Origin of the sequence: Pseudoalteromonas luteoviolacea, from assembly GCF_001696455.1 — a bacterium.
GTDB lineage: Bacteria > Pseudomonadota > Gammaproteobacteria > Enterobacterales > Alteromonadaceae > Pseudoalteromonas > Pseudoalteromonas luteoviolacea_C.
In genome coordinates, this window is record NZ_MAUJ01000008.1 from 79,073 (window position 1) to 101,094 (window position 22,022).

Here is a 22,022-nt window from a genome sequence, read left to right on the forward strand (position 1 = left end):
ACTAGGTAAGATAAAATTACAACATAATATTTACATTTATTTGTGCAGTATGTAGTTACTTTCTATCTCTGCCACGAGGTGAGTTAACGCCTCTTGGTTTTGTAAAATTGAAAGGTGATCACCGTCTATTTCTAATGCCTTGATGTCCCTAACTACACGCCGCCATCCCATATCTAAATTAATTTCTCGCCCCTCAAACACAGCTGTCTCCGAAGCCTTTATCACTGTTACGGGTAATTCTGACAGTGGCGCATGCAGTTCGACTTTCGCCAGTAGCTGCGCTCTATATGTCTGATAAAAGCGTTCTAGTTGTGCTTTAGAAAAATATATACCTGCTTGCTCTAACCACTCGGCCAAGATCGTTAACTTTGACGATTCAGCCATTTGAATATAGTGGGCAATCTCATTTTGTCGCGGTGTTAAATGGAAAAATTCGCAAAGATTGTCCAGCATAAACTGACTAATCTGCGCTTCATCAACGCTGTGCATTGGCTTAGTTGGCAATGGTGTGTCGATTACTGTCAATGAACGTATTTCACCCCGAGAAGCTTGCTGCGCCATTTCATAGCCAATAAAGCTGCCAAATGAATGCCCGACCAAATGAACCGATTGCATTGCTTGTATCGCTTTTAAATAATGTGCAGCTGTGTGTCCAACCGAACCAATCGTAATAGGGTCATGGGCTATTTCATCAGGCTGCAAGCCATATACTGGGATCCTCGGGTCCAACTCTTCCACTAAACGCTGAAACGCCATGAGCATTCCACCGGCGCCCGCAATCAGGACCACAGGTGTAAAGCCACTCTCACCATCTTGGAGGCACATCAAAGTACGTAATTGCGCTTCGTGTTGTCGCTGAGCAGATCGTTGGGCTTCGATATAACTGGCCAATGCTCCTACTGTTGGACTTTGTATCACGGTCGCTAAAGGCACTGAGATTTTTAAATGGACTTCAATGTCAGCGACTAAGCGCATCACCAATAAAGAGTGGCCACCGAGCAAAAAGAAATCATCATCAAGGCCAACTTGCTCAACCTTAAGCAGCCCCTCAAACTGCCTTGCTAAACTTTTTTGTAATACGCTTTTTGGTGCTAGGTAGGCATCCTGCTCAGCACTCTGTTGCAACGCTTGCTGTGTTAACGCTTTTCGATCTAATTTGCCATTTGCTGTATGAGGCAAACACTCAATGGGGACGAGTAGATGTGGCACCATATAGCTAGGTAGCTGCGCTTTAAGCCGCTCAAGTAGCTCATTTGTTGAAACCTGTTTATCTTGTAGCTCCACAAAGGCCACCAGCTGAGCATGGTTGCTGCTATCTTGACGAACGACCACCGCGCATTGACTAACAACTTGCAAAGCCAAGAGCTGACGCTCTATCTCTGCTAGCTCAATCCGGTAACCTCGCACTTTCACTTGGCCATCTTGGCGACCTATATACACCAGTTCTTGTTGACTATTAACCTTAACTCTATCACCCGTTTTATAGAGCCTAATACCGGTATCAGGATCTGTGATAAAAGCCTGCGCCGTTTTCTCTACATCGCCAAGGTAACCCCTTGCAAGCGCCTCACCACTGATAAATAGATCACCCGTTACATAGTCGGGTAAGGGTTTGAGGTTTGCATCAAGTATATGTAATTTTACGCCATCAACCGCTCGACCAATGGCGATTTCATCGCCTTTATAGGCCGTTACATCCTGCAACGTTGTTGAGATTGTTGCCTCGGTCGGGCCATAAGCGTTGATCAATCGAATTTGCTCGCCTTGTTGCTCTTGCCACGCACGCAGCGCGGCTATTTGCATTTGCTCACCACCTATCGTGATAGCGCGTAATTGAGGATTTAATGTCAACGACGAAGCACTCAATTGATGCCAGTAAGCGGTTGGTAGGCTCATTAAAGTCAAGTCAGCTTGATGGCTAAGTCCACTCAGTGCCTGCACATCTAAGAGTCGTGATTGTTCACTCATCACCAACGTGGCACCATTTAATAAACAGCAAAACACTTCTTCTGCAAATACATCAAAGCTAAAGCTGGCAAATTGTAAATAGTTATCTCGATTGGAGATCTTGTATTGTCGAGACAAAAAGTCGACATAATTCAGGACGCTTTTCTGCTCAACCATGACTCCTTTGGGTACCCCTGTAGTTCCCGACGTGTAAATCACGTAGCAAAGATCGGATGCTGAAGATGTCGCAGCTATATTAACAAGCGTACTCTGTTGGGTGACCTCTATGTCATTCAGGAAATAAGTGTCACAGCTGGGTTGCTCGTTTTGCCATAGGGGTTGATCCGCAAGGATAAAAACAGTATTTGCATTGTCAGCAATCAAACGCTTTCTTGCCTCTGGCAGTGAGGAGGTGATGGGCAGATAAGCTCCCCCCGCTTTCAACACGGCTAAAATACTAATGATTAAGTCTATACTGGGCTCAACACAAATCCCTACAATTGGCTGAGTCGATAAGTGGGCAAACTTTCCTTTAAGCCACAGAGCCAATTGATCGGCTTGATTATCGAGTGCCTCGTAGGTAATGCGCGCTGTCGGAGTCTTGGCAGAGCCGTCGTAAAAGGCTATCGCGTCTTCGTGTTTATATCGCGCAGCTATCTCTTCAAAGGCGCTTGCCACAGAGCAATGCTGCGAAATTGACGTTGCGGTTGGTGCACCCGATACCGCTATATTGGCAGTAGGAATGAGTAGGGACTTATCTGCTGCGCGTTCATTTGGCAGCACATGCGGCAGCTGACTTAACTTTTGCTGAGGAGTTTTACACACTTCCTCAATCAGTAGCGCCAACATAGCCAAAAAGTGTGTTGCACTTTGCTCAGTGAGTAGTTGGTTCTGGTAACACGCGGTGAGTGATAGTTGCTCACTCCCTGATACCACCAACGTCAGGGGATAATGCGTTTGATCTTTATCGCTTTGATACTCCACCTCAAATGGCATATCAGCCTGTGTACTCAATGGTGATTGCGGGAAGTTTTCAAAGACATATAGAGCATCAAATAAATCTCGATTGTTATCTATCAGGCTACAACTTTGCACATCACTGAGCGCGCTTTGGGTAAACCCAGTCAACATCGCAAAATTGTCTTTGCAAGCCAAAAGATAATCTTGCACTGTCATGTCCATGTCGATGGGCACCAAAACCGCTTGGGTATTGATATATGCGCCCACTCGGTTCTCCATGTTCTTTAATTCTGTTGGGCGGCCAGCAATGGTTTGCCCAAACAAGGCATATTGACTTTGGCAACAAACACTCAACCAGTATGCAAATACACTCTGGATCACATGATTCGCTGTCAGCCCAAACTTTACCGTACAATGTCTAATCTGGCTGCACAGTGACAATGGCAGTTGCAAAGTCTGCTCTTTGTACTGAATATCGGCATCGTGCTCTGATGCACTCAAGTGCTCACTGATCAATGTGGGGGTATCAATATCCTGTAAATAAGACTGCCAAAATTGCAACGCACTTTGCGCGGGTTGTTTGTCTAAAAGTTGGATAAAGTCTGCATAGTTATCCTGAGTGACAGGTGTATTTCTTCCTTCTATACGTGCTTGATAAAAACCTAAGATCTCACTGAACAGGACTGGCACGGACCAACCGTCCATGACCATATGATGATAAGTCCATACAAATCCCCAACGTGTGCTGCCCAGTTGCAATAAGCGTAATCGCATGCAAGGCGCACGCTCTAACCGGATCCCCTGCTGATATTCTTGCTCCGCCACAGTGTCTAGGTAATGCATTTGCTCATCGACGGGAATGTCGAGATCGGTATCAATGTGTACAGGCAGTACTGCGCTTTCTACCACCACTTGAACTGGCTCACCATCTAGGGTGGTGAACGCAGTACGCAATATACTGTGCTGTGTCATTACCCGCTGCCAAGCATACACAAATGCTTCGCAATCAAACGTGCCTTTGAACATCATTCGACTCTGTTCAAGGTAAGGTGCCATTGCCGCCGTACTAAGTTGGCTTTGAAACCACATCCCCTGTTGTAAGTGGCTCAGTGGGTAGATATCTGTTACACCTACCTGACTGTATTTAGCAACTAATTGATTCAGCTGACGCTGAGAACAAGAAGACACAAGCGGGAAATCACTGGCAGTGTAGCAGCGTTCTGATACACCTTCACAGTGCGTGACTATCGCCTCTAATGCCTCCGTGAGCCGATTTGCAAACGCGTTGGCTTCTGACTCAGTCAACCTAGCGACATCGTAGTCTATGTTTACCGTGAGGCACTCTCCATGCACCGCCGCGGTGAGCTGCATAGCATAGTAACTCTGATTATCTGCACTGATGAGGGTGCCACAACTTTCTGCCGCATCACCGAGTAACCCATGTCGATTTATGACGCTATCAAGCTGGCCTAAGTAGTTGAAGAATATCAATCTGCTAGAGTTTATTTGCAATGCATCTCGACACACTTTATCTGGGTGCATATAACGCAAAATGCCGTATTCACTGGCTTTTGATTGGCACGAACTCAGTGCTTCTTTGGTTGCGCATATAACATCTTCTAAGCGGTTTGAATTGACAAACAAGTGCAGCGGATACATTGCAGTCATCCACCCTGTGGTTTCGCTGCCTAAGCACTTGCCTTTTAATAACTCTCGGCCATGACCTTCCATCATTACCACTTGTGATTGCACCTGATACTGCTGCATCACCGAAAATTGTAGAGCCGCCAACAACAGTGTTTGAATCTGGGTGTTATAAGGTCGATTTGCGCGCGTCAGCAGTGATTGCGTCTGTTCCTGAGGTAAACTCAGCTGTAATTGCCCAATTCCCTTGCCTACGTGTAAGGTTGATTTTGCAAAAAGCGCCTGCTGATTTGCAGCTTTAACACAGTTAATCCAAGTATCCGTACTGCCAAGTTGTTGCGCATAACACTTAAAATAATCCGCTATTTGTTGTAGATTCGCCTGCGATGAACGGCTGGGAATTGTGCGGCCATCTAAGCTCATTTGTAGACAGTGAGTAAGGTCTTCTAACAACACTCGCCAAGAAACCCCATCAACCAGCAAATGATGCGCAACGAGCATGAGTCGATTGGACTGCTCGCTAGTCGGAGTGTTGATATACAGTACTCGCAGCAAAGGAGCGCCATCAAAGCGCAATGAACGCTGGATAAAATCACACTGCACCTGAAGTACTTCACGCCAAGCCGTCTCTTTGCTGATATCCAAAACCTCTGTGACTTGCTGTGGGTCTATTGTTGGCTCAAACCGCAGTGAGCTCGATGGCGGCTTGCCATCAACAACCAACCGTAAACTGTCGTGAAGGCGCATCAAACACGCGACTGACCGATGTATATCTGCAATACCCACCACTTTATCAACCTCTACCATCACCGCTTGGTTCCAGTGCTCTGGGGTTGAGAACGCTTGCTCAAAAAACCATTGTTGCGTGGGCAGAGGCTCCAAAATACCGCTGCAAAGCACCTGTTCACTGCTTGTTACATTGATGTGCTGCGTGGTGGCCAAATGTTCGCTAAGTTTTGCCACAGTGGTATAAGTGAAAATATCCGAAACGCTAAGTTCAATGTCTAAGCTGCGTGCTCGGCTAACAAGTTGAATACAGAGAATAGAGTCACCACCAAAGGCAAAAAAGTCGCAGTGTGCTGTGAATTCAGCGTTGTTTAATACCTCTCGGTATAAAGACAGTAACTGGTCTTGTAACGTCGTAGTTGGAGTGCGCTGCGGTAACGATAAATCAGCGCTTTGCTGATTACAATGATGTTCAAATCGCGTCTGGAGGGCGCGTTTGTCTATTTTACCATGCGCGGTCAGAGGAAAATCCGCAAGCGCAATATAGTGACTTGGCAGCATATAATTCGGTAACACTTTGCATAACTGCGCTTCTATCGCTTGGGCACAAAACGGCTCAGCTTTACCTTGATGGGGAATTATAAACGCCACCAGCTGTTCGTTGTTATTCGTATTAAGGCACGGTAAGACAGCACACTTTTCCACAGCCGAAACCTGCTGCAATTGCGCCGCTATCTCGTCAAGTTCAATCCGATACCCGCGTAACTTTACTTGCTCATCATTGCGCCCAAGATATGCCAAACGACCATCTTTGCGTAAACGTACCATATCACCACTGCGATATGCCCTTAGCATTTTGCCATCGGGTGCTTGCCAATTAATAAAGCGCTCATCGGTCATTTGCGAACGATTGAGGTAACCAAGTGCCAAACCTATGCCTGATATATAGAGCTCTCCGATTGCGCCAGGTGGTTGCAATTGGCTGGATTTGTCCAAAATCAGCAGCTGGGTATTATCAATGGGTTTGCCTATATCAGGAATGGCATCACATGACTTGCTCACCATACCTGAAGTGGCCACGACGGCCGTTTCTGTGGGGCCATAGTTATTGATGAGCTTAAAATCAAAGCGACTGACATCAATACTGCTCAGCTTATCTCCCCCCACTAACAGATACTCAAGGTCTCGGGGACTAAAAGTGCTGTCTGCCAATACAGCCATAGCAATGGGGGTTGCCAAAAAACTGTGCGTCACAGCAAACTTATTCATACACTGCGTTAAGGCTTGCGCATCACTGTAAACAGATTGAGGTACAAAGGTCAGCGTTGCACCAGCACATAAGTAAGGCCAAACCTCCCAAGTCGCCGCATCAAAAGCCACATTTGCCGTCTGTGTCGCGACACTGCTGCTCTTTACTTCAAATGCACGCCGATGCCATTGACATAGGTTACTTAAGCCTTGATGAGGTACTACGACTCCCTTCGGCGTACCAGTGGTTCCTGATGTGTATATCACATAAGCTGGGTGTAACTTGTCTATGACGTGGGGTAGTAAGCGCTGCTCCCCGGACTGAGCGCTAGCTAAACCATCATCCAATAACACAAGCTGTTGTGACGGCTGAATGCACGGTTCTAAAATACCCGTGAAGTCACTGTAAGTAATGACACACTGGCAGCCACTATCTTGCGCTATGTGGCGTATTCTTGCTGCTGGATAATTCGGATCGAGTGGAACATAACATCCGCCGACTCGCATCACTGCAAACATGGCAACGACCCAGTCAATACCTGACGCCAAACACAGCAATACTTTGTCTTCGCCTTTCACCCCCGCGGCCACCAACCTGTGTGCCAAGTGCTGTGAAGCACAATCGAGGGCTTGATAACTCATTGTTCGACCATCAGCATCAATCAAAGCGGTACGCTGCCAGACTTTAATGTCTGAGCGGTGTCTAAGAACTTGGTTGACCACACACGTTTCTTCAAGCTCATAATTTGGGCCTTTTATCGTGGCCTCTTGCCAATCGCTTTGCTGTGTCATTGACAACTTGGATACCAATTGATTTGGTGAAGCCAAAGCACTTTGCACCAGTACATCAAACGCCTGCGCTATTCGTTCAATGGTGACACGCTCAAATACCGCTTTATTGTAGATCCAATTGAGCTTCAACCCAGATTCCGTCTCACTGCATGTGAGGTCTAATTCAAATTTTGCACTGACATGCTGTTGCGCGACCGGTGTTATCTTCAACCCGTTCAATTCCAACGCACTGTCGTCTTTAGGATCAAAAGCAAAGCTGATTTGAAAAACTCGATGGTGACTCAAATCTCGCGGTTGCTGCAATACATCAACAATTTTTTCAAACGGCATGTCTTGGTGTTGATGAACGGCTAAGATAAGCGCTTTTTGTTGAGCAATCAGCTCCTGCCACGTCATCTGCTCATCAAAACGCATACGTATCGGCAAGGTGTTAACAAAAAAGCCAGCCACATTCTCCAACTGGTGAGCAGTTCGTCCTGAAAATGGCGAACCGATAACCACGTCTTGGCAATGGCTAAAACGCGCAACACATAACGAAAACAACGAGTGCAACCAGATAAAAGTACTGACTCCTAAGCTCTGACATTGCGCCGTTATCTCTGCAACCCGTCGCTCATCAAATAAGTGTATATATTGTCCACCGAGCTGTTCAACTTGCTTTTTACGCGGCTTATCGAGGGGAAGCTGATGCACAACAGGCGCATCAGCTAAATGGGTTTGCCAAAATGCACACAGCCTTTCGTAAGCATGTCCTTGCAATTTGTCCCGCTGCCAATTCGCATAATCGATATAACGGATTCTTCCCGCTGAGTGTGCGCTATCGGTTTGCCTTAGTTTACCGGTTAGCACGTCTGAATAGGCACGCGTAAAATCCCTTACAATCAGGCGTAAAGAGTGCGCATCACAAGCAATATGATGAAAATTAATCAGCAGTTTAAAGTGGTGGGATGCGGCTTTTAACAAATACACCCGAACCATTAGATCGCTATCCAGTGCAAATGCTTTTTGGTTTTCATCCCTTTGTAACTTTAACCAAGCCAGTGCAATATCAGCCTCACTTGCTGCACTCATATCTAGCTTGGTGATGGGCGCGCGCTGTAATGACTGTACTTGCTGTATCACTTCGTGTTGCGCCGACTCTATGTATATCGTGCGCAAAATTTCGTGGTGATTAATAACCTCACACCACGCTTGCTCAAATGCATGAGTATCAAGCTCGCCTTCAATTTCGAATAACAAAGGAACATGATAAAGCGCAGTATCCTGTAAAGGCGCTTTTATCGCATTCAGAGTCCAAAGTCGTTGCTGGGCAAACGACAATGGGGCTTGTTGAGCGTCTGAAGGCTGGGGAATAACGACTTGTTCAAACTCGTTTGCTTGTGACGAGGTGTGTTGAATAGATTCTGACAGAGAGGCTACACTGGGAAATTGGAAAATATCCTTCAAAGAAATAGATACTTGTTCATGTGAGCGCAAGAAATTCATCAATTCTACCGCAAGTAAAGAGTGTCCCCCTAAACTGAAGAAGTCGTCCAGTCTGCCAACTTTTGACGATTTTAAAACCTGTTTAAATGCACTTGCTACACGGCGCTCAATGTCGTTCTTTGGGGCTTCGTAATTGGTTACTAAATCATCCTTTTCGATCAGTTTAAACAACTGCTTTTTATCCACTTTACCGTTTCCAGTTAGCGGAATATTTGCCACACTTGTTACGCTGCGAGGTAACATAAATTCGGGTAAAGAGTGCTTGAGAAAGCGCTTTAATTCTTGAGTCATATTTTGAAATTGTGCGGCGCTTTGCTCTGTAATAAAGGCCTCGATTGTCGCCCCTTGCTGCGCATCAGCATTCAAAAGTACCACCGCTTCTTGGACCCAATGGTGTGATTTCAGCTGATTTTCAATTTCACCCAATTCAATGCGATAACCTCGCACTTTTACCTGGTCGTCAATACGCCCTATGTAAGTCAATTCTCCATTGGGCAGCATCCTAACCAAATCACCTGAACGGTAGACTCGCTCACGATGCTGAGTCGATAAACTCACGTCAAAAAAGCGCGCGCTATTTAGCTCAGGGCGCTGCCAATAGCCTCGTCCAACGCCTTCTCCTCCCACAAATAACTCACCAATCGCCCCTTGAGGAAGTAGCTGTTGGTTATTGTCCAACACATAGCAAGTCGTTGTTGGAATAGGCTGGCCAATATTACTCACTCCCAGCGCTAAATCAGCCTCAGTCAAACGCTTAAATGTCACATGTACCGTGGTCTCTGTAATGCCATACATATTAATTAGCTGACAATTAGGAAGCATTGCGTGCCAGGGCCTGATTTTACTTGGCTGTAGCGCTTCTCCGCCAAAAATAACATAGCGCACCGCAGGTGAAATCGTGGTTGTTGCCAGCAGCGATTGCATACAAGATTGCAGCACATAGAAAGCGCTGGGCGTTTGATTTAACACCGTCACTTGTTCTGACAGCAATAATTGAGCAAAAGCAGTCGTATCTTTGTAAATTGCTTGTTTGACCATCACAAGTTTGCCGCCAAACAATAACGCCCCATACATTTCCCAAACAGAAAAGTCGAAGCAAAATGAGTGAAACATGGTCCACACATCCTGTTCATTAAAGTCAAACAAACTGGGCTCGGTGTGTAATAAGCGCACAACGTGGCGATGCTCGATTTGCACCCCTTTTGGCTTGCCTGTTGTGCCAGATGTGTAAATCATATAGGCAAGCTGCTGAGGCAGGATCGGCACTGCACGATAGGGTTCTTCTATCGTCGTAGAAAGTAAATTTTCTACGCACAAACAGGTCACTTTAAAGTGCGTGAATAGTCCCAATGTATGCTTATCACACACCAGTAAATCACTGCCAACATCATTCACAATGTACTCTATTCGATCAACAGGGTAACTCGGGTCGATAGGAACATAAGCTCCACCCGCTTTAAGTATGGCTAATAAGGTCACAACCATGTCCACACCGCGCGATAGACTCACGGGGACCAGCTGTTCTGGTCGTAAGCCTTGCGCTTGTAACCCACCGGCTAATTTATCAACCCGTTGACTGAGCTGCTCATAAGTTAATGACGACTCTGTGTCTGTTAGCGCTATTCTGGTTGTGAATTTATTCACTTGCTGCTCAAACAGAGATACGATGCTGTCTTGTTGGGGCCAGTGTACGTGCTGATAATGAGACTGTGTTAACATGGCCTGCTTTTGGACATCATTGAGTAATGGCAGTTGCCCAACAGGTGTATGCGGTGCGGTCACAATGCCACATAGCATCACTTCAAAACTATTTGCCCAATGCGCGATGGTTTCATGCTCAAATAAATTGCGATCATATTTCCAGCTCAGCACTAATTCGTTATCTTGATGTTGAACATGCAACTCTAAGTCACATTTTACAGCGACGGGCTCACTATCAGATGACGCAGACTCTACCACTTCCAGACCCGGTAACTGTAAGGCCGCTTCTTGCCCTTGAGTTAAAGAAAACAAAATTTGAACGACAGGGTGGTGACTTAAGTCACGGCTATCAGAAGCCAGCTCAACCACTCTATCAAATGGTAAATTACGATATTCTAGTGCCTCGAGAATGCGGGCTTGTTGGGCAATTTGCCACTGAGAAAACCCTTGCTGCTGTTCTATTTCGGCTTCGATAATCAGTGTATTGACAAATAAACCTATCAACTGCTCTAGCTGGGGATGATCTCGTCCCAGTACTGGCGTACCAATGAGCACTGAGGATTGCTGGTTAATACGCCCAATAAACAACATAAATGCGCTCATAAACCACATAAACAAAGAGCTTTGCTGTGCTGCCGCAAGTGACACTATACTGCGACTGAGCGACGGCGATAATGTCTGTGTCAAACGCGCCCCTTGTTCATTTTGTACCGCTGCTCTGGGCTTGTCTGTGGGCAAAGATTGTAAGGGTGATTTATCTTTTAAAATACGTTTAAAATAATCAATATGCTGTTCAAAATAGGCATCATCTAACTGCGTTTTTTGCCACTGTGCGAAATCACTAAACTGGCAAGCTAACGGCGCTAAAGAGACTTCTTTTGAACAGATTGCTCCCTCATAAAAGCGCGTAATTTCAGCGACCAAATTAGCCATCGAGGCACCATCAGACACAATATGGTGCATATTAAACGCCAGCCAATGTTCCTCATTATCAGAAACCAATAAAGCACGTATTAATAGGTCTTTAGACAAATCAAATGGCAATGCCTGAAAAGCGTCGAGGCGTGCGCGAATTTGGTCGTTTTTTTGTACCTTCAGATGGCTTGCGTCAAAATACTCAAAGGGTGTCTCAAATTCGGATTGCACCTTTACATAAGGCCGACCTTGAGAGCTGTCATCTGCATGAAATGTACTGCGTAGGCTCTCATGTCGCTCTATGACTCGTCGCACGGCTTGACTAAATGCGTGGACATTCACTTGGCCACGTAAATGGAATTCAGCAGGCATATAGTACTGCCGGCTGCCCTGTAATTGCTCAATAAACCAAAGCCCTTCTTGTGCATAGCTGAGCGGTAAATGCGCCGTCACGGTTGCTTTGGGGATAGCCATCAAGGTCGAACTGTTACCCACCTCTATTTGCTGCTCAAAGTACGCCAGTAACTGAGGCTTGCTCGCCACAATACGCTGCTTTAAGGGTTCTGGAAACGCTGCTTTTTGGCGAAATGCCAAACGCCCCTCTTTAGCATAAAGCGTTACGCCAACATCTAATGCTTCTGCGATCAACGATTCGATTTCTTGCAGTTCAATGCTATTCACAGAAACATCTCCTCTGAGGAATCGTTCGAAGAATCGTTCGAAGAATCAGAGGCCCCCACAGCTTGAACTGGCGAATCTAAGGAAGCTTGAATGCGCACCCACTTTGCGAGTGAGGAGACACTTGGCCGCTCAAATAATATCCGCATCGGCATCGCTATCCCCAGCTGCTCCTGAATGAGGCCAACACATTGAACAGCTAATAGTGAGTGCCCCCCCATGGCGAAGAAACTGTCTGTCACGCCACACTGCGGCACTTCGAGGACTTGCATGAAAATGGTGAGCAATGATTGTTCGAGTTCGGATTGCGGTGCCACGGCTTCATGGGACGGGCCTATATTTTGTGCCATAGTACGCAACTTTTGCGTATCAATTTTGCCATTAACCGTTAAGGGCAGAGTGGCAACCTGAATCATGCGATGAGGTAACATGTAAGCGGGCAATTGTGTGGCAAGTTGCGCCTGTATGTGTGCCAATTCAGCTTCGCCGAGCAGTTTTGCGCATACCCCCTCAAGTTTAAAACAGGTACTGACAACGAACCCTTCAAGGTTATCCTGTTTTTCATTGAGTAATACACAGGCATCATCCACTTCATTGAGTTGTTTTAAATAGTGCTCAATTTCATGGAGTTCAATGCGATACCCTCGCAGTTTTACTTGTTCGTCGGTACGCCCTTCAAAGTTTAACTGAAGCCTGTTCGAAGCAGGATCAACAAGCCACCTCGCCTTGTCTCCGGTGCGATAAAATCGCACGCCTTCTTCTTGCGCTTGGAATGAAAGATGTACCAGCTTTTCCTGCTGTTGTGGTGCGCTCGACGTATAACCAGGTGTGACACCCTCGCCACAAATATATAATTCCCCGACCACCCCCTGTGGCACCAGCTGCTGTTCAGTGTCCAGCACTACACACTGGCTATAAGGTAAAGGTATACCAATGGGCACTTGCTTCACCTGAGCATCACTTAATGCACTGAGCGTGTCACTGTCACAGTGATAAACGCAGGTACCTACAGTGGTTTCGGTAGGGCCATATTCATTGATCCATTGCGTCGCGGGCAAAAACTTGCTGAGATTACTTAACACTTCGCAAGTCAGTGCTTCCCCCCCAATGACCACTTGGTGTTTCGCGTTAAACGTACGTTGCAATGACATCCGTTTTGCAATCTCATATACGCCTTGTAAATGTGCAGGTGTGACTTTGAAAAGCTTAGCCCTATCAGCAAACAGGTGTTTCGCCAACTGCGGTAACATCTGCTCGTTATCATCTAAGAATTCGACCCCTATACCTGCTAATAACCCGCCCCACAAAGAGGTCACCGTTGCATCAAATGCCAAAGGTGTACTCACAACACTGCTCACTAAATCGCAGTTGGTGTAATCCCTAACCACATAGGACAAATAGTGATACAGGTTCTGGTGCGTAATTTGTACCCCTTTAGGCCGACCTGTTGTACCAGAGGTATAGATCAGGTATGCCATATCGGTAACATGTGATTTGGGTAATTCCCTTTTGTTATTCAGATCAGGCGTGATCTCATCAATACAGAATAATATAATCGGTGTCTGCTCAATAGAGTCGGATAGATTAGCAAGTGTACGCTTTAGCCGAGTAAGCGTAATAAGGCCTGCCGCCTGACTATCTTGCAAAATAAACTGAATACGCTGTGCGGGTAATTTAGGGTCTATGGGGACATACGCACATCCAGCTCGTAAAATGGCCAACAGCGACACCGCAATATCCACTGAAGGAGAAAGACAAACCGCAACGCGCTGACCTGCACGTACACCTTCTGTCAAAAGGTGACTTGCCAGTTCGCCTGAGCGATGCCAAAGTTCGCCATAACTCAGGCTCCCTCCTTCATTATCGCTCACCGCTTGCTTATCTTTTTGTAAATACGCGATGTTTTCAAATCGGTCATGGAGGCACAAAGGTGCATGCTCTTGCCTATTGGCCATCGACCCGACATGGGCCATTTCGCGTTGTTGTGCTTCACTTAAGATCGGCAATTGATTAATCTGCATTTCAGGGTTGTGTATTGCAGAACTGACTAGCTCGGCAAAAGCTTGTGCGAAACCCGCAATGGTTTGAGTACTAAATAGTGCGCTGCTGAAATTCCACTCGAATTCAATTCCATCACCTCGTTCAATGGCATTAACTTCTAGGTCAAACTTCATGTTTGGCGCTTTAGCCGGCTCCATTTCAATATGTAAATGCGGTAGAGCAAAGTCCGCTGGTTCATTGTTTTGCAGTGCAAATAAAATTTGAAAAAGTGGCTGGTGGCTCAAACTGCGCTCGGGCATGAGCGCCTCTACCAGCTGTTCAAACGGCAACGTTTGGTGCTTAAATGCACCTAAAATAACGCCTTTTTGCTGTGCTAACCACGCATTGAAAGTCAGAGACTTATCCGCTCTGCCACGGATCACCAATGTGTTGACAAAAAAACCAATTAAATCATTTAAAGCCTGTTGCTCTCTACCTGCAACAGGCGAGCCTATGGCCACATCATTTGCGCCGCTTAATCTCATGACTAACAGCGTAAAGACACTGTGTAACCACATAAACAGTGTCACCCCTTGCGCCTGACAGTGCGCCCGAATAGCCGCTGTCGTCGCCGCATCCAGTGCCATGTTGTGACGTAAGCCACTCAGAAGTTGTACTTTAGGGCGAGCATAGTCTTGTGGTAGTTGGTGAAGTACAGGGCAATCACTGAGTGCTTGCTGCCAATACTCCAGCGCAGCTGCTTGCGTTTTAGCGAAGGGCTCTTGACGCTGCCAGTGAGCAAAGTCAGCATATTGTATTGTCAGTGGACTAGCCAAATGGCAAGGTAATGGGAAGTTTTGCTCGTCACTATGATGACGATAAAAAGCAATTAACTCCCGTACTAAAATAGCCATCGACCAACCATCACTGGCGATATGATGCATATTAAAGTGTACCCAATACTTTTGCTCCGCCCGCTTGATCACGGTCACTCGGAGCATCACATCTTGGCTCAAATCAAATGGCTTATCACATACTTGCGATACTAACTGACTTTCCCTTTTGAGCTGTTCACTGGGTGGCAATGCGGATATGTCTTCATATACTAGTGGAGTCTCGACTTGCTCACGTGGTAACTGCTCAGGAGCTTCGCCACTGGCACCTGGAAGAATTATCGAGCGCAGTACTTCGTGTCTATCAATCACGCTGGCTAACGCCGCACTAAATGCAGATAGATCAAACTCTCCCGTAAAAGTAAAACTTGCGGGCATATGGTACTGTGTGCTGCCTGTTTGTAATTGGTCAATCAGCCATAGCCTTTGTTGTGCAAAGGACAGAGGCAGGGTATGCGTTCTGGCGACCACTGGGATCGCTTGCTCTTTCGTGAGCTTATCAAACTCTGGCAGTGCTGCTGCTAACGCACTGATACTTGGTGTTTTGAACAATTGTGGCAAGGTGATATCAATGTGTTTTTCTTGCCGAATTTGGCTGACTAATCGAATGGCCAATAACGAGTGTCCACCTAGTTCAAAAAAGCTGTCATCTAGCCCAATCTGCCCTGTCAGTAGCACTTCACCATATAAGTTAAGTAAGTACTGCTCCATCTCAGTCAAAGTCTCGGGAAGCGGGCTGTGGCTGCCTATACTGTGGATTGAATTGCCATGCAGTGCCTCTATCAATGCTTGTTTATCTACTTTGCCATTGCGCGTGAGTGGAATAGCTTCTACTGGACAATAAGCAGCAGGCAACATGTAAGGCGGCAAGTCTTTCGCAATAAGCTGGCGTACTTGTCGCTCGCTGAGCGCGTAGCCAGATTTATAAACAATGTGCGCCGTCATACTTTGCTGCGCATCATCCAGCGTCAGTGCACAGTCATCCACCTCGGGAATTGCTCTAATACAATGTAAAACAGCTTCTAAATCAATACGGTACCCACGCAGTTTGACTTGCTCATCCACTCTCCCAAGAAAACGCAGATATTCAGGCCAACCGTTATTATCCACGTGCCACTTCACCACATCACCTGAACGATAACAGGTTTGCATTTGCGCTTGAGATACTGCTCGCACGCCAAACTTTTGCGCGGTCAACTCAGGCTGATTGATGTATCCAGAACTGACGGCTTTTCCTGTAATCAGTAATTCGCCTGGCATATTGCGCACAACGGGTTGATCAAACTCATCAACCACTAACATATTAACGCCCTCAATGGGCAGACCAATAGGTACATCTTTTGTGGTTTGCAGTTGCGCTGTTGACATCTCAGGGGGGATTTCAAAGACACTGACACCCACAGTGGTCTCTGTGGGTCCGTACTCGTTTATCCATCGGCAGTTAGGTAACTTTTCTCTGAGTGATGCAATGAGCTCACTTTCTAGTGCCTCCCCACCAACAACAACCGTGTGCGGTGTTAGGCAGACAGACGTGTCACTAGACAGTCCCAAGATGGCGCGTAAATGTGCTGGTGTAAGTTTAAAGAGGCGAGCTTCTTCATGCCAAAGTAACTGGATAAGCTCTGGGATCAATTCGGCACCTTGATGTGCAATGGTCAGCGTCGCACCTGATAATAAAGTAGGCACAATGGCTGTCACTGTTGCATCAAATGCCACGGGCGTGCTCATTACAGCCCCCGTTAGTTGTGGTTGCGCACCTAAATAATCACGCTGAGCATGTAATAAATACCCCTGTAAGTTGCCATGTGAAATGGGCACCCCTTTAGGCGCCCCCGTAGAGCCGGAAGTATAAATGATATAACTCAGCCTTTGTCCTACGGGGAGTTCGCACACTGCTAAGTCATCATCATTGGGCAGGTGATGCGGATAAGCACTGAGCAGTGAATCGGCTTCAAGTACGTCATCCAGTAATAAAAAGTCAGTTCCTGATTCAATCAATTTATCAGCATCATCACTCATGGCCAATGTCAGCATCACCTCGGCATCTTCAACAATATGCGCCAGTGCACTGGTGGGCGTTTCGGTGTGCAGTGGGATATAAACATGGTTCGCCTTGGCAATGCCAAGCATTGCAATGGGGATCAATGGCCCCGCTTCTAACAACAATGCGATGCGACTTTGCGCAGGAAATGCCATCTCCAATAAACAATGCGCAAGCTGATTGGAGATCTTATCGAGTGCTTGATAAGTGAATTGCGTATCACCAAAACACAGCGCGCAATGCTGTGGGTAACGCGCAGCGGTGTCTGAAAATTGGCTTGCCCAAGAACTCGGTTCTGACTGCGTAAATTCGATAGACTGAGATTTCGTAATAAATAATTGCTGTGCCTGTAGGGACCATAGTTGTAGCTGTGATAGTTGCACCTCTGGGTCAGCCAAACACTGCTGTAATACAAGCAGATATTGCTCACTGAATGCTGCTATACTTTGCTCGTCCCATAGTGCCGTATCGTATAGCCATTCAATGACGCAATGACACTCGTCATCAATCACCGAGACCTCTAAATCCACTTTTGCATTGCGCTGATTTTGTGCGTGCAACGTCACTTCAAGACCCTCTAAATCTAGAGTCTCATTAACTTCATTATTCGCTCTGAACACAATCTGGGACAAAGGGTGCAATGCCAAGCTACGTGCAACTTGTAACTCATCTACTAACGTATCAAAGGGAATGTCTTGATGTAGTTGCACAGTGGCAAGTTGCTTTTGAGAGTTGCTCAACGCAGTCAAAAAGTCGATGTCATCGGTGTGCTTATCTCTGAGAATTAACGTATTTATGAAGTTGCCGATCAGGGGCTCAAATGCTTGCATTGAACGACCCGAAACTGGTGTTGAAATGACGACTTCACGTCGCTGTTGTGCTCGACTTAACCAAAGGCTGAATACTGTTTTTAGGACCTGAAATAAGGTAAACCCCGATTCTTGGCTGAATGCTTTAAGTGATTGCCTTAAGGCCTTAGGCAATTCGATACAACGCAAACCACCACCTTGAATAACTTGATTGGGTCTATCCCTGTCGGTCGGCAATGCATGCTCAAGCGGTAAATCATGCAATTCTTGCTGCCAAAATGCTAAACTTGCTTGCCATTTTTCCGATTGTGCGACGCGCGTTTGCCAGTCAATATAGTCCATATAGGTGTGTTGCAGTACTTTGCCAACATTCGCCTCTGTGCCGGTGCGTAAACCCCGATAAGCTTCACCAATGGCCTTTGCTAACAGCCCAATAGACCACCCATCTGACACGATGTGGTGCATCGTGATAAGTAATACATGTTCCTGCTCAGCCAACTTTTTAACTTTTGCTCTTAGCAATAGGTCGGCTGATAAATTAAATGACAGTTCAGCATCCTGCCTCACCATTTCTGCGACTTGATGAGATTGCGTCAACGAAGGCATCGCGCTTAAGTCTTCAAAATCTAGTTCAAAGGTCAGCGCTGGATTATGAGCTTGATAAACATTGCCACTGGCGTCTTGGTGGTAGTTATAAGTCAGAATCTGCTGAGTGCCAATCACCCGAATAAATGCTTGCTCTAACCCCTTCAAATCCAAGGGGCCGTTCAATGTGTAAACACCTTGCAGATTGTATTGTTGGCTATGACCTTGGATATGATCCACGAACCAAATGCGCTGCTGTGCGAACGACAATGGATAATGCGATTTTTCAGCCACGTTGCGTAATTCGATCTGTGCGGTATTCGCGCCTTGCGCTGTTATGCACTCGGCTAATTCAGCAACACTGGGGTTTGCGAAAATATCTTTTAAGCTCAGCGTCACTGAAAACGTTTCTGTTATCTCATTCAATAACCGCATGGCCAATAGCGAATGGCCACCAACACTAAAAAAGCTCTGCTCAATGCCAATGCCTGTGCCCCCCGTCACGGATTCAAATAGTGCGACCAACTGCCGTTGAATTGGCGTCTTGGCCCTCTGACTCGCACCATTTGGCGACAAGGTTAGTTGTTGAAGATGTTTGCGATCTACTTTGCCATTTGCCAGTTTTGGCAGGCTATTCACACCGATGATATACGTTGGGATTAAATGTGTCGGCAACAGCTGCTTGAGTTGAAGACGAATACGTTGTTCGCACTGTGCTGAGTCCTGCGCTCTGTCACTCGTAACAAAGTACCCTAAGAGGGTTTCAACACCAACAACCTCGCGACTGATCACCGCAGCAGAATTCACCTCCGGCAGTGAGGATAGCTTGCTTTCAATATCGCTCAAATCAACTCTAAAACCATTGATCTTTGGTTGATTATCCAAGCGATTTAAAAATTCAAGTTGATTGTCAAAATTACACTTTACACAATCACCAGTGCGATAATAGCGCCGCGACTGACCGTGACGGTCAATGATACTGACAAAGCTCTTAGTGGTTTGCGCTTCATCATTTACATATCCTCGAGCAACGCTTGGACCACCAATACATAACTCTCCCGGGGTGCCACTTGGCACAGGCTGCAAGGTTTTATCTAATATCGCATAAGAAACATGTGAAAACGGCTGCCCTATTGGCACACTGTGACCGTTAAACTCTCTCGGTACAGCAAATGCGCAGACGCCAATACATGCTTCGGTCGGACCATAGTGGTTAAGTACACGAACTGTACTTGGCAAAGTGTATAAGTCAGTGACTAACTGAGTACTTAAAGACTCGCCCCCCAAGACCCACTGAGCGATGCTCAGCCCATTCGCGGACACGAGCCAAGGCCAAAGCTCTTTGGCAAAAGAAGGCGTTAACTTCACAAAATTAACACCTTCTTTTACTAGTGAGTCCACCAGCGCTGCGGGTTCCTGTGTGTCATTTAAAACGATGCTGCCACCCGCCGCAAGCACGGGGAAAACCCCCGTTAAGCCTAGATCAGTAGCCAACCCAGTTACGACTCCAGCACAAGTGTCGCTGTTTAATTCAACGTATTCGGACACGCCATCAACATAATGCGCCAATGCTTCATGACTTAGCTCTGCGCCCTTCGGTTTGCCAGTACTGCCAGAGGTGAACATGATGTAGGCTACCTCACTTGCATTTGGAAACGCAGCAACCATGGTATCCGATAGGGCATTGCTAAGCTTACTGGGGGTGAGGACAGAAACACCCTGCGCCTCAAGCTCGGCAGCTGCTTCCAACAGAGAATCGGGGCCCATTATCCAATCACTGTTTGCTTGCTGCATTATCTCTACAATACGTGCAGTTGGCGTGGCGATATCTATCGGTAGATAAGTGATGCCCGCACGCATAGCACTTAGCATCCAAATCACACTGTCCACTGATTTGTTCACTAACAGGGTTATTGGGGCTTTTTTCGTGCCGCCAAAACTCTGTAAATGGCAAGCTAGGATATCAACCTGCGAACATAAATCGTGATAACTCAACACGGTCGCAGCTTGTAGTGTATTGGTATTGGCTTGAACCAGCGCGGTACTTTTGGGGGCGTTTTGCGCGATTCGGTAAATGGCTTCAATTACCGTTATCGGTTTATCGGCCTCAACGGCAGGCTGAGTAGCAAAACTAGGCAAATTATCTGCACAAAGCAATTTCACTTGGCACAGCGGTACGTTGCCTCTGTTCTTTAAAAGTCCCTCGACAATAAACTGATAATCATGGGCAAATTGTGCTACAAACCGCTTATCAAACAAGGTATTCGCATAGTCAAAGCAAAGCTCAGTTCCATGCTCAGCATCATTGATGTTGAGGGTTAAATCATATTTTGCTGTGCGATTATCTAGCGCCTGTAGAACACCACTCAAAGTGCCATTAGATAAGGACTGTGTTGATACTCCATTGTAATTGAATAAGATCTGAAATAATGCAGAGTGTGATGTGGACTTTGTCAGTGCCATTGCGTCAATAATATCTTCCACTGCAACTGCTTGATGCGCCAAGCTCTCTACAGACAGGGCCTGGGTTTGCTTACATAGTTCATCGAGCGACAACTCGCCCGAAACCTGGAGCCGCATAGGCAATGTATTGATAAAGCAACCAACCACAGATTCGAAATCTTGATGTTCACGATTCAATACCGGCACACCCACCGTGATGTCTTCGGTTTGGCTATAACGATACAGTAGGCCGTAAAAAATTCCGAGATAACCTGAAAATGGGGTGATCCCCAGTGCTTGGCAATGCGCCCTGAACTGTTGGGTCTTATCTTGATCTAGTAATAAATTGAGTTGGGCACCTTGGTAGCGCTTGTACACGCTGCGCGGCGTACTGGTTGGTAGTTCAAACACAGCAAAATCAGCCAAAGAAGATTGCCAATACGCAAGGTGTGACTGATACTCTGCGGTTTGCTGATATTGACTTTCCCAATGGACAAAGTCCAAATACTGTAGCGCAGGAGCTTGGTACTCACTATCCGCTAGCTCATCCAGCAAAGCTTGAGTAAAGAGCTTTATTGACCAACCATCTGCGACAATATGATGCATACACAGATACAACCACGCCCCTCGACCTTGATGCGTAATTAAGCTTGCTTGCACTAATAAATCTGCTGCAAGGTCAAAACGATGTTGAAGTTGGTCTTGAACTAGCGCTGCTGCTGTATCGAAGTCAACTTCTGCGGTGGCCAAAACCTCGTTGACATGCAAAGTAGCTTGTTGGTCAACAACCTGCTTAACTTCTTGCCCCTCTTGACGAAACTGGCTACGAAGCACATCAAAATGTTGCAATACCTTATTAATCGCAAGCTCCACCTGCATCACTGAAAACGACTGCGATAGCTTCAATAAGCCAGCCATATTATATGCACTAAGCTGCTCTTCATATTTGTCTAAAAACCAAATACGTTGCTGAGCGCGAGACAATCTACCTACCTTTTGATGGTGCCGCTGCATGTAGGCAATTAATTCAGGTTTATGGGCTCGGATCAGCGCTAACTTCTCTGCGGGAATATCGCTATTGCGACTCCTGAGCTTAAGACGCCCGTCTTGTAAATATACAAATATCCCTTGACCATCTAACTCGGCCAACAAAGTTTCTATCGCTGAATTTTCCAT

General features: G+C 46.4%; 2 protein-coding genes. Both read right to left on the reverse strand.

Annotation, left to right across the window (positions count from 1 at the left end; all coding sequences use genetic code 11):
• Window positions 1-36 precede the first annotated feature (36 nt).
• Window positions 37-12,099, reverse strand: coding sequence for a non-ribosomal peptide synthetase (locus A7985_RS19730; RefSeq protein WP_065792204.1), 12,063 nt, complete (start codon window positions 12,097-12,099; stop codon window positions 37-39).
• Window positions 12,096-22,022, reverse strand: coding sequence for a non-ribosomal peptide synthetase (locus A7985_RS19735; protein WP_065792205.1), 9,927 nt, complete (start codon window positions 22,020-22,022; stop codon window positions 12,096-12,098). Before A7985_RS19735 ends, A7985_RS19730 begins: the two co-directional genes overlap by 4 nt.

Excerpts from the sequence above, each read along its gene's own strand:
- A7985_RS19735 (WP_065792205.1), bottom strand. The coding sequence starts at position 22,022 with ATGGAAAATTCAGCGATAGAAACTTTGTTGGCCGAGTTAGATGGTCAA.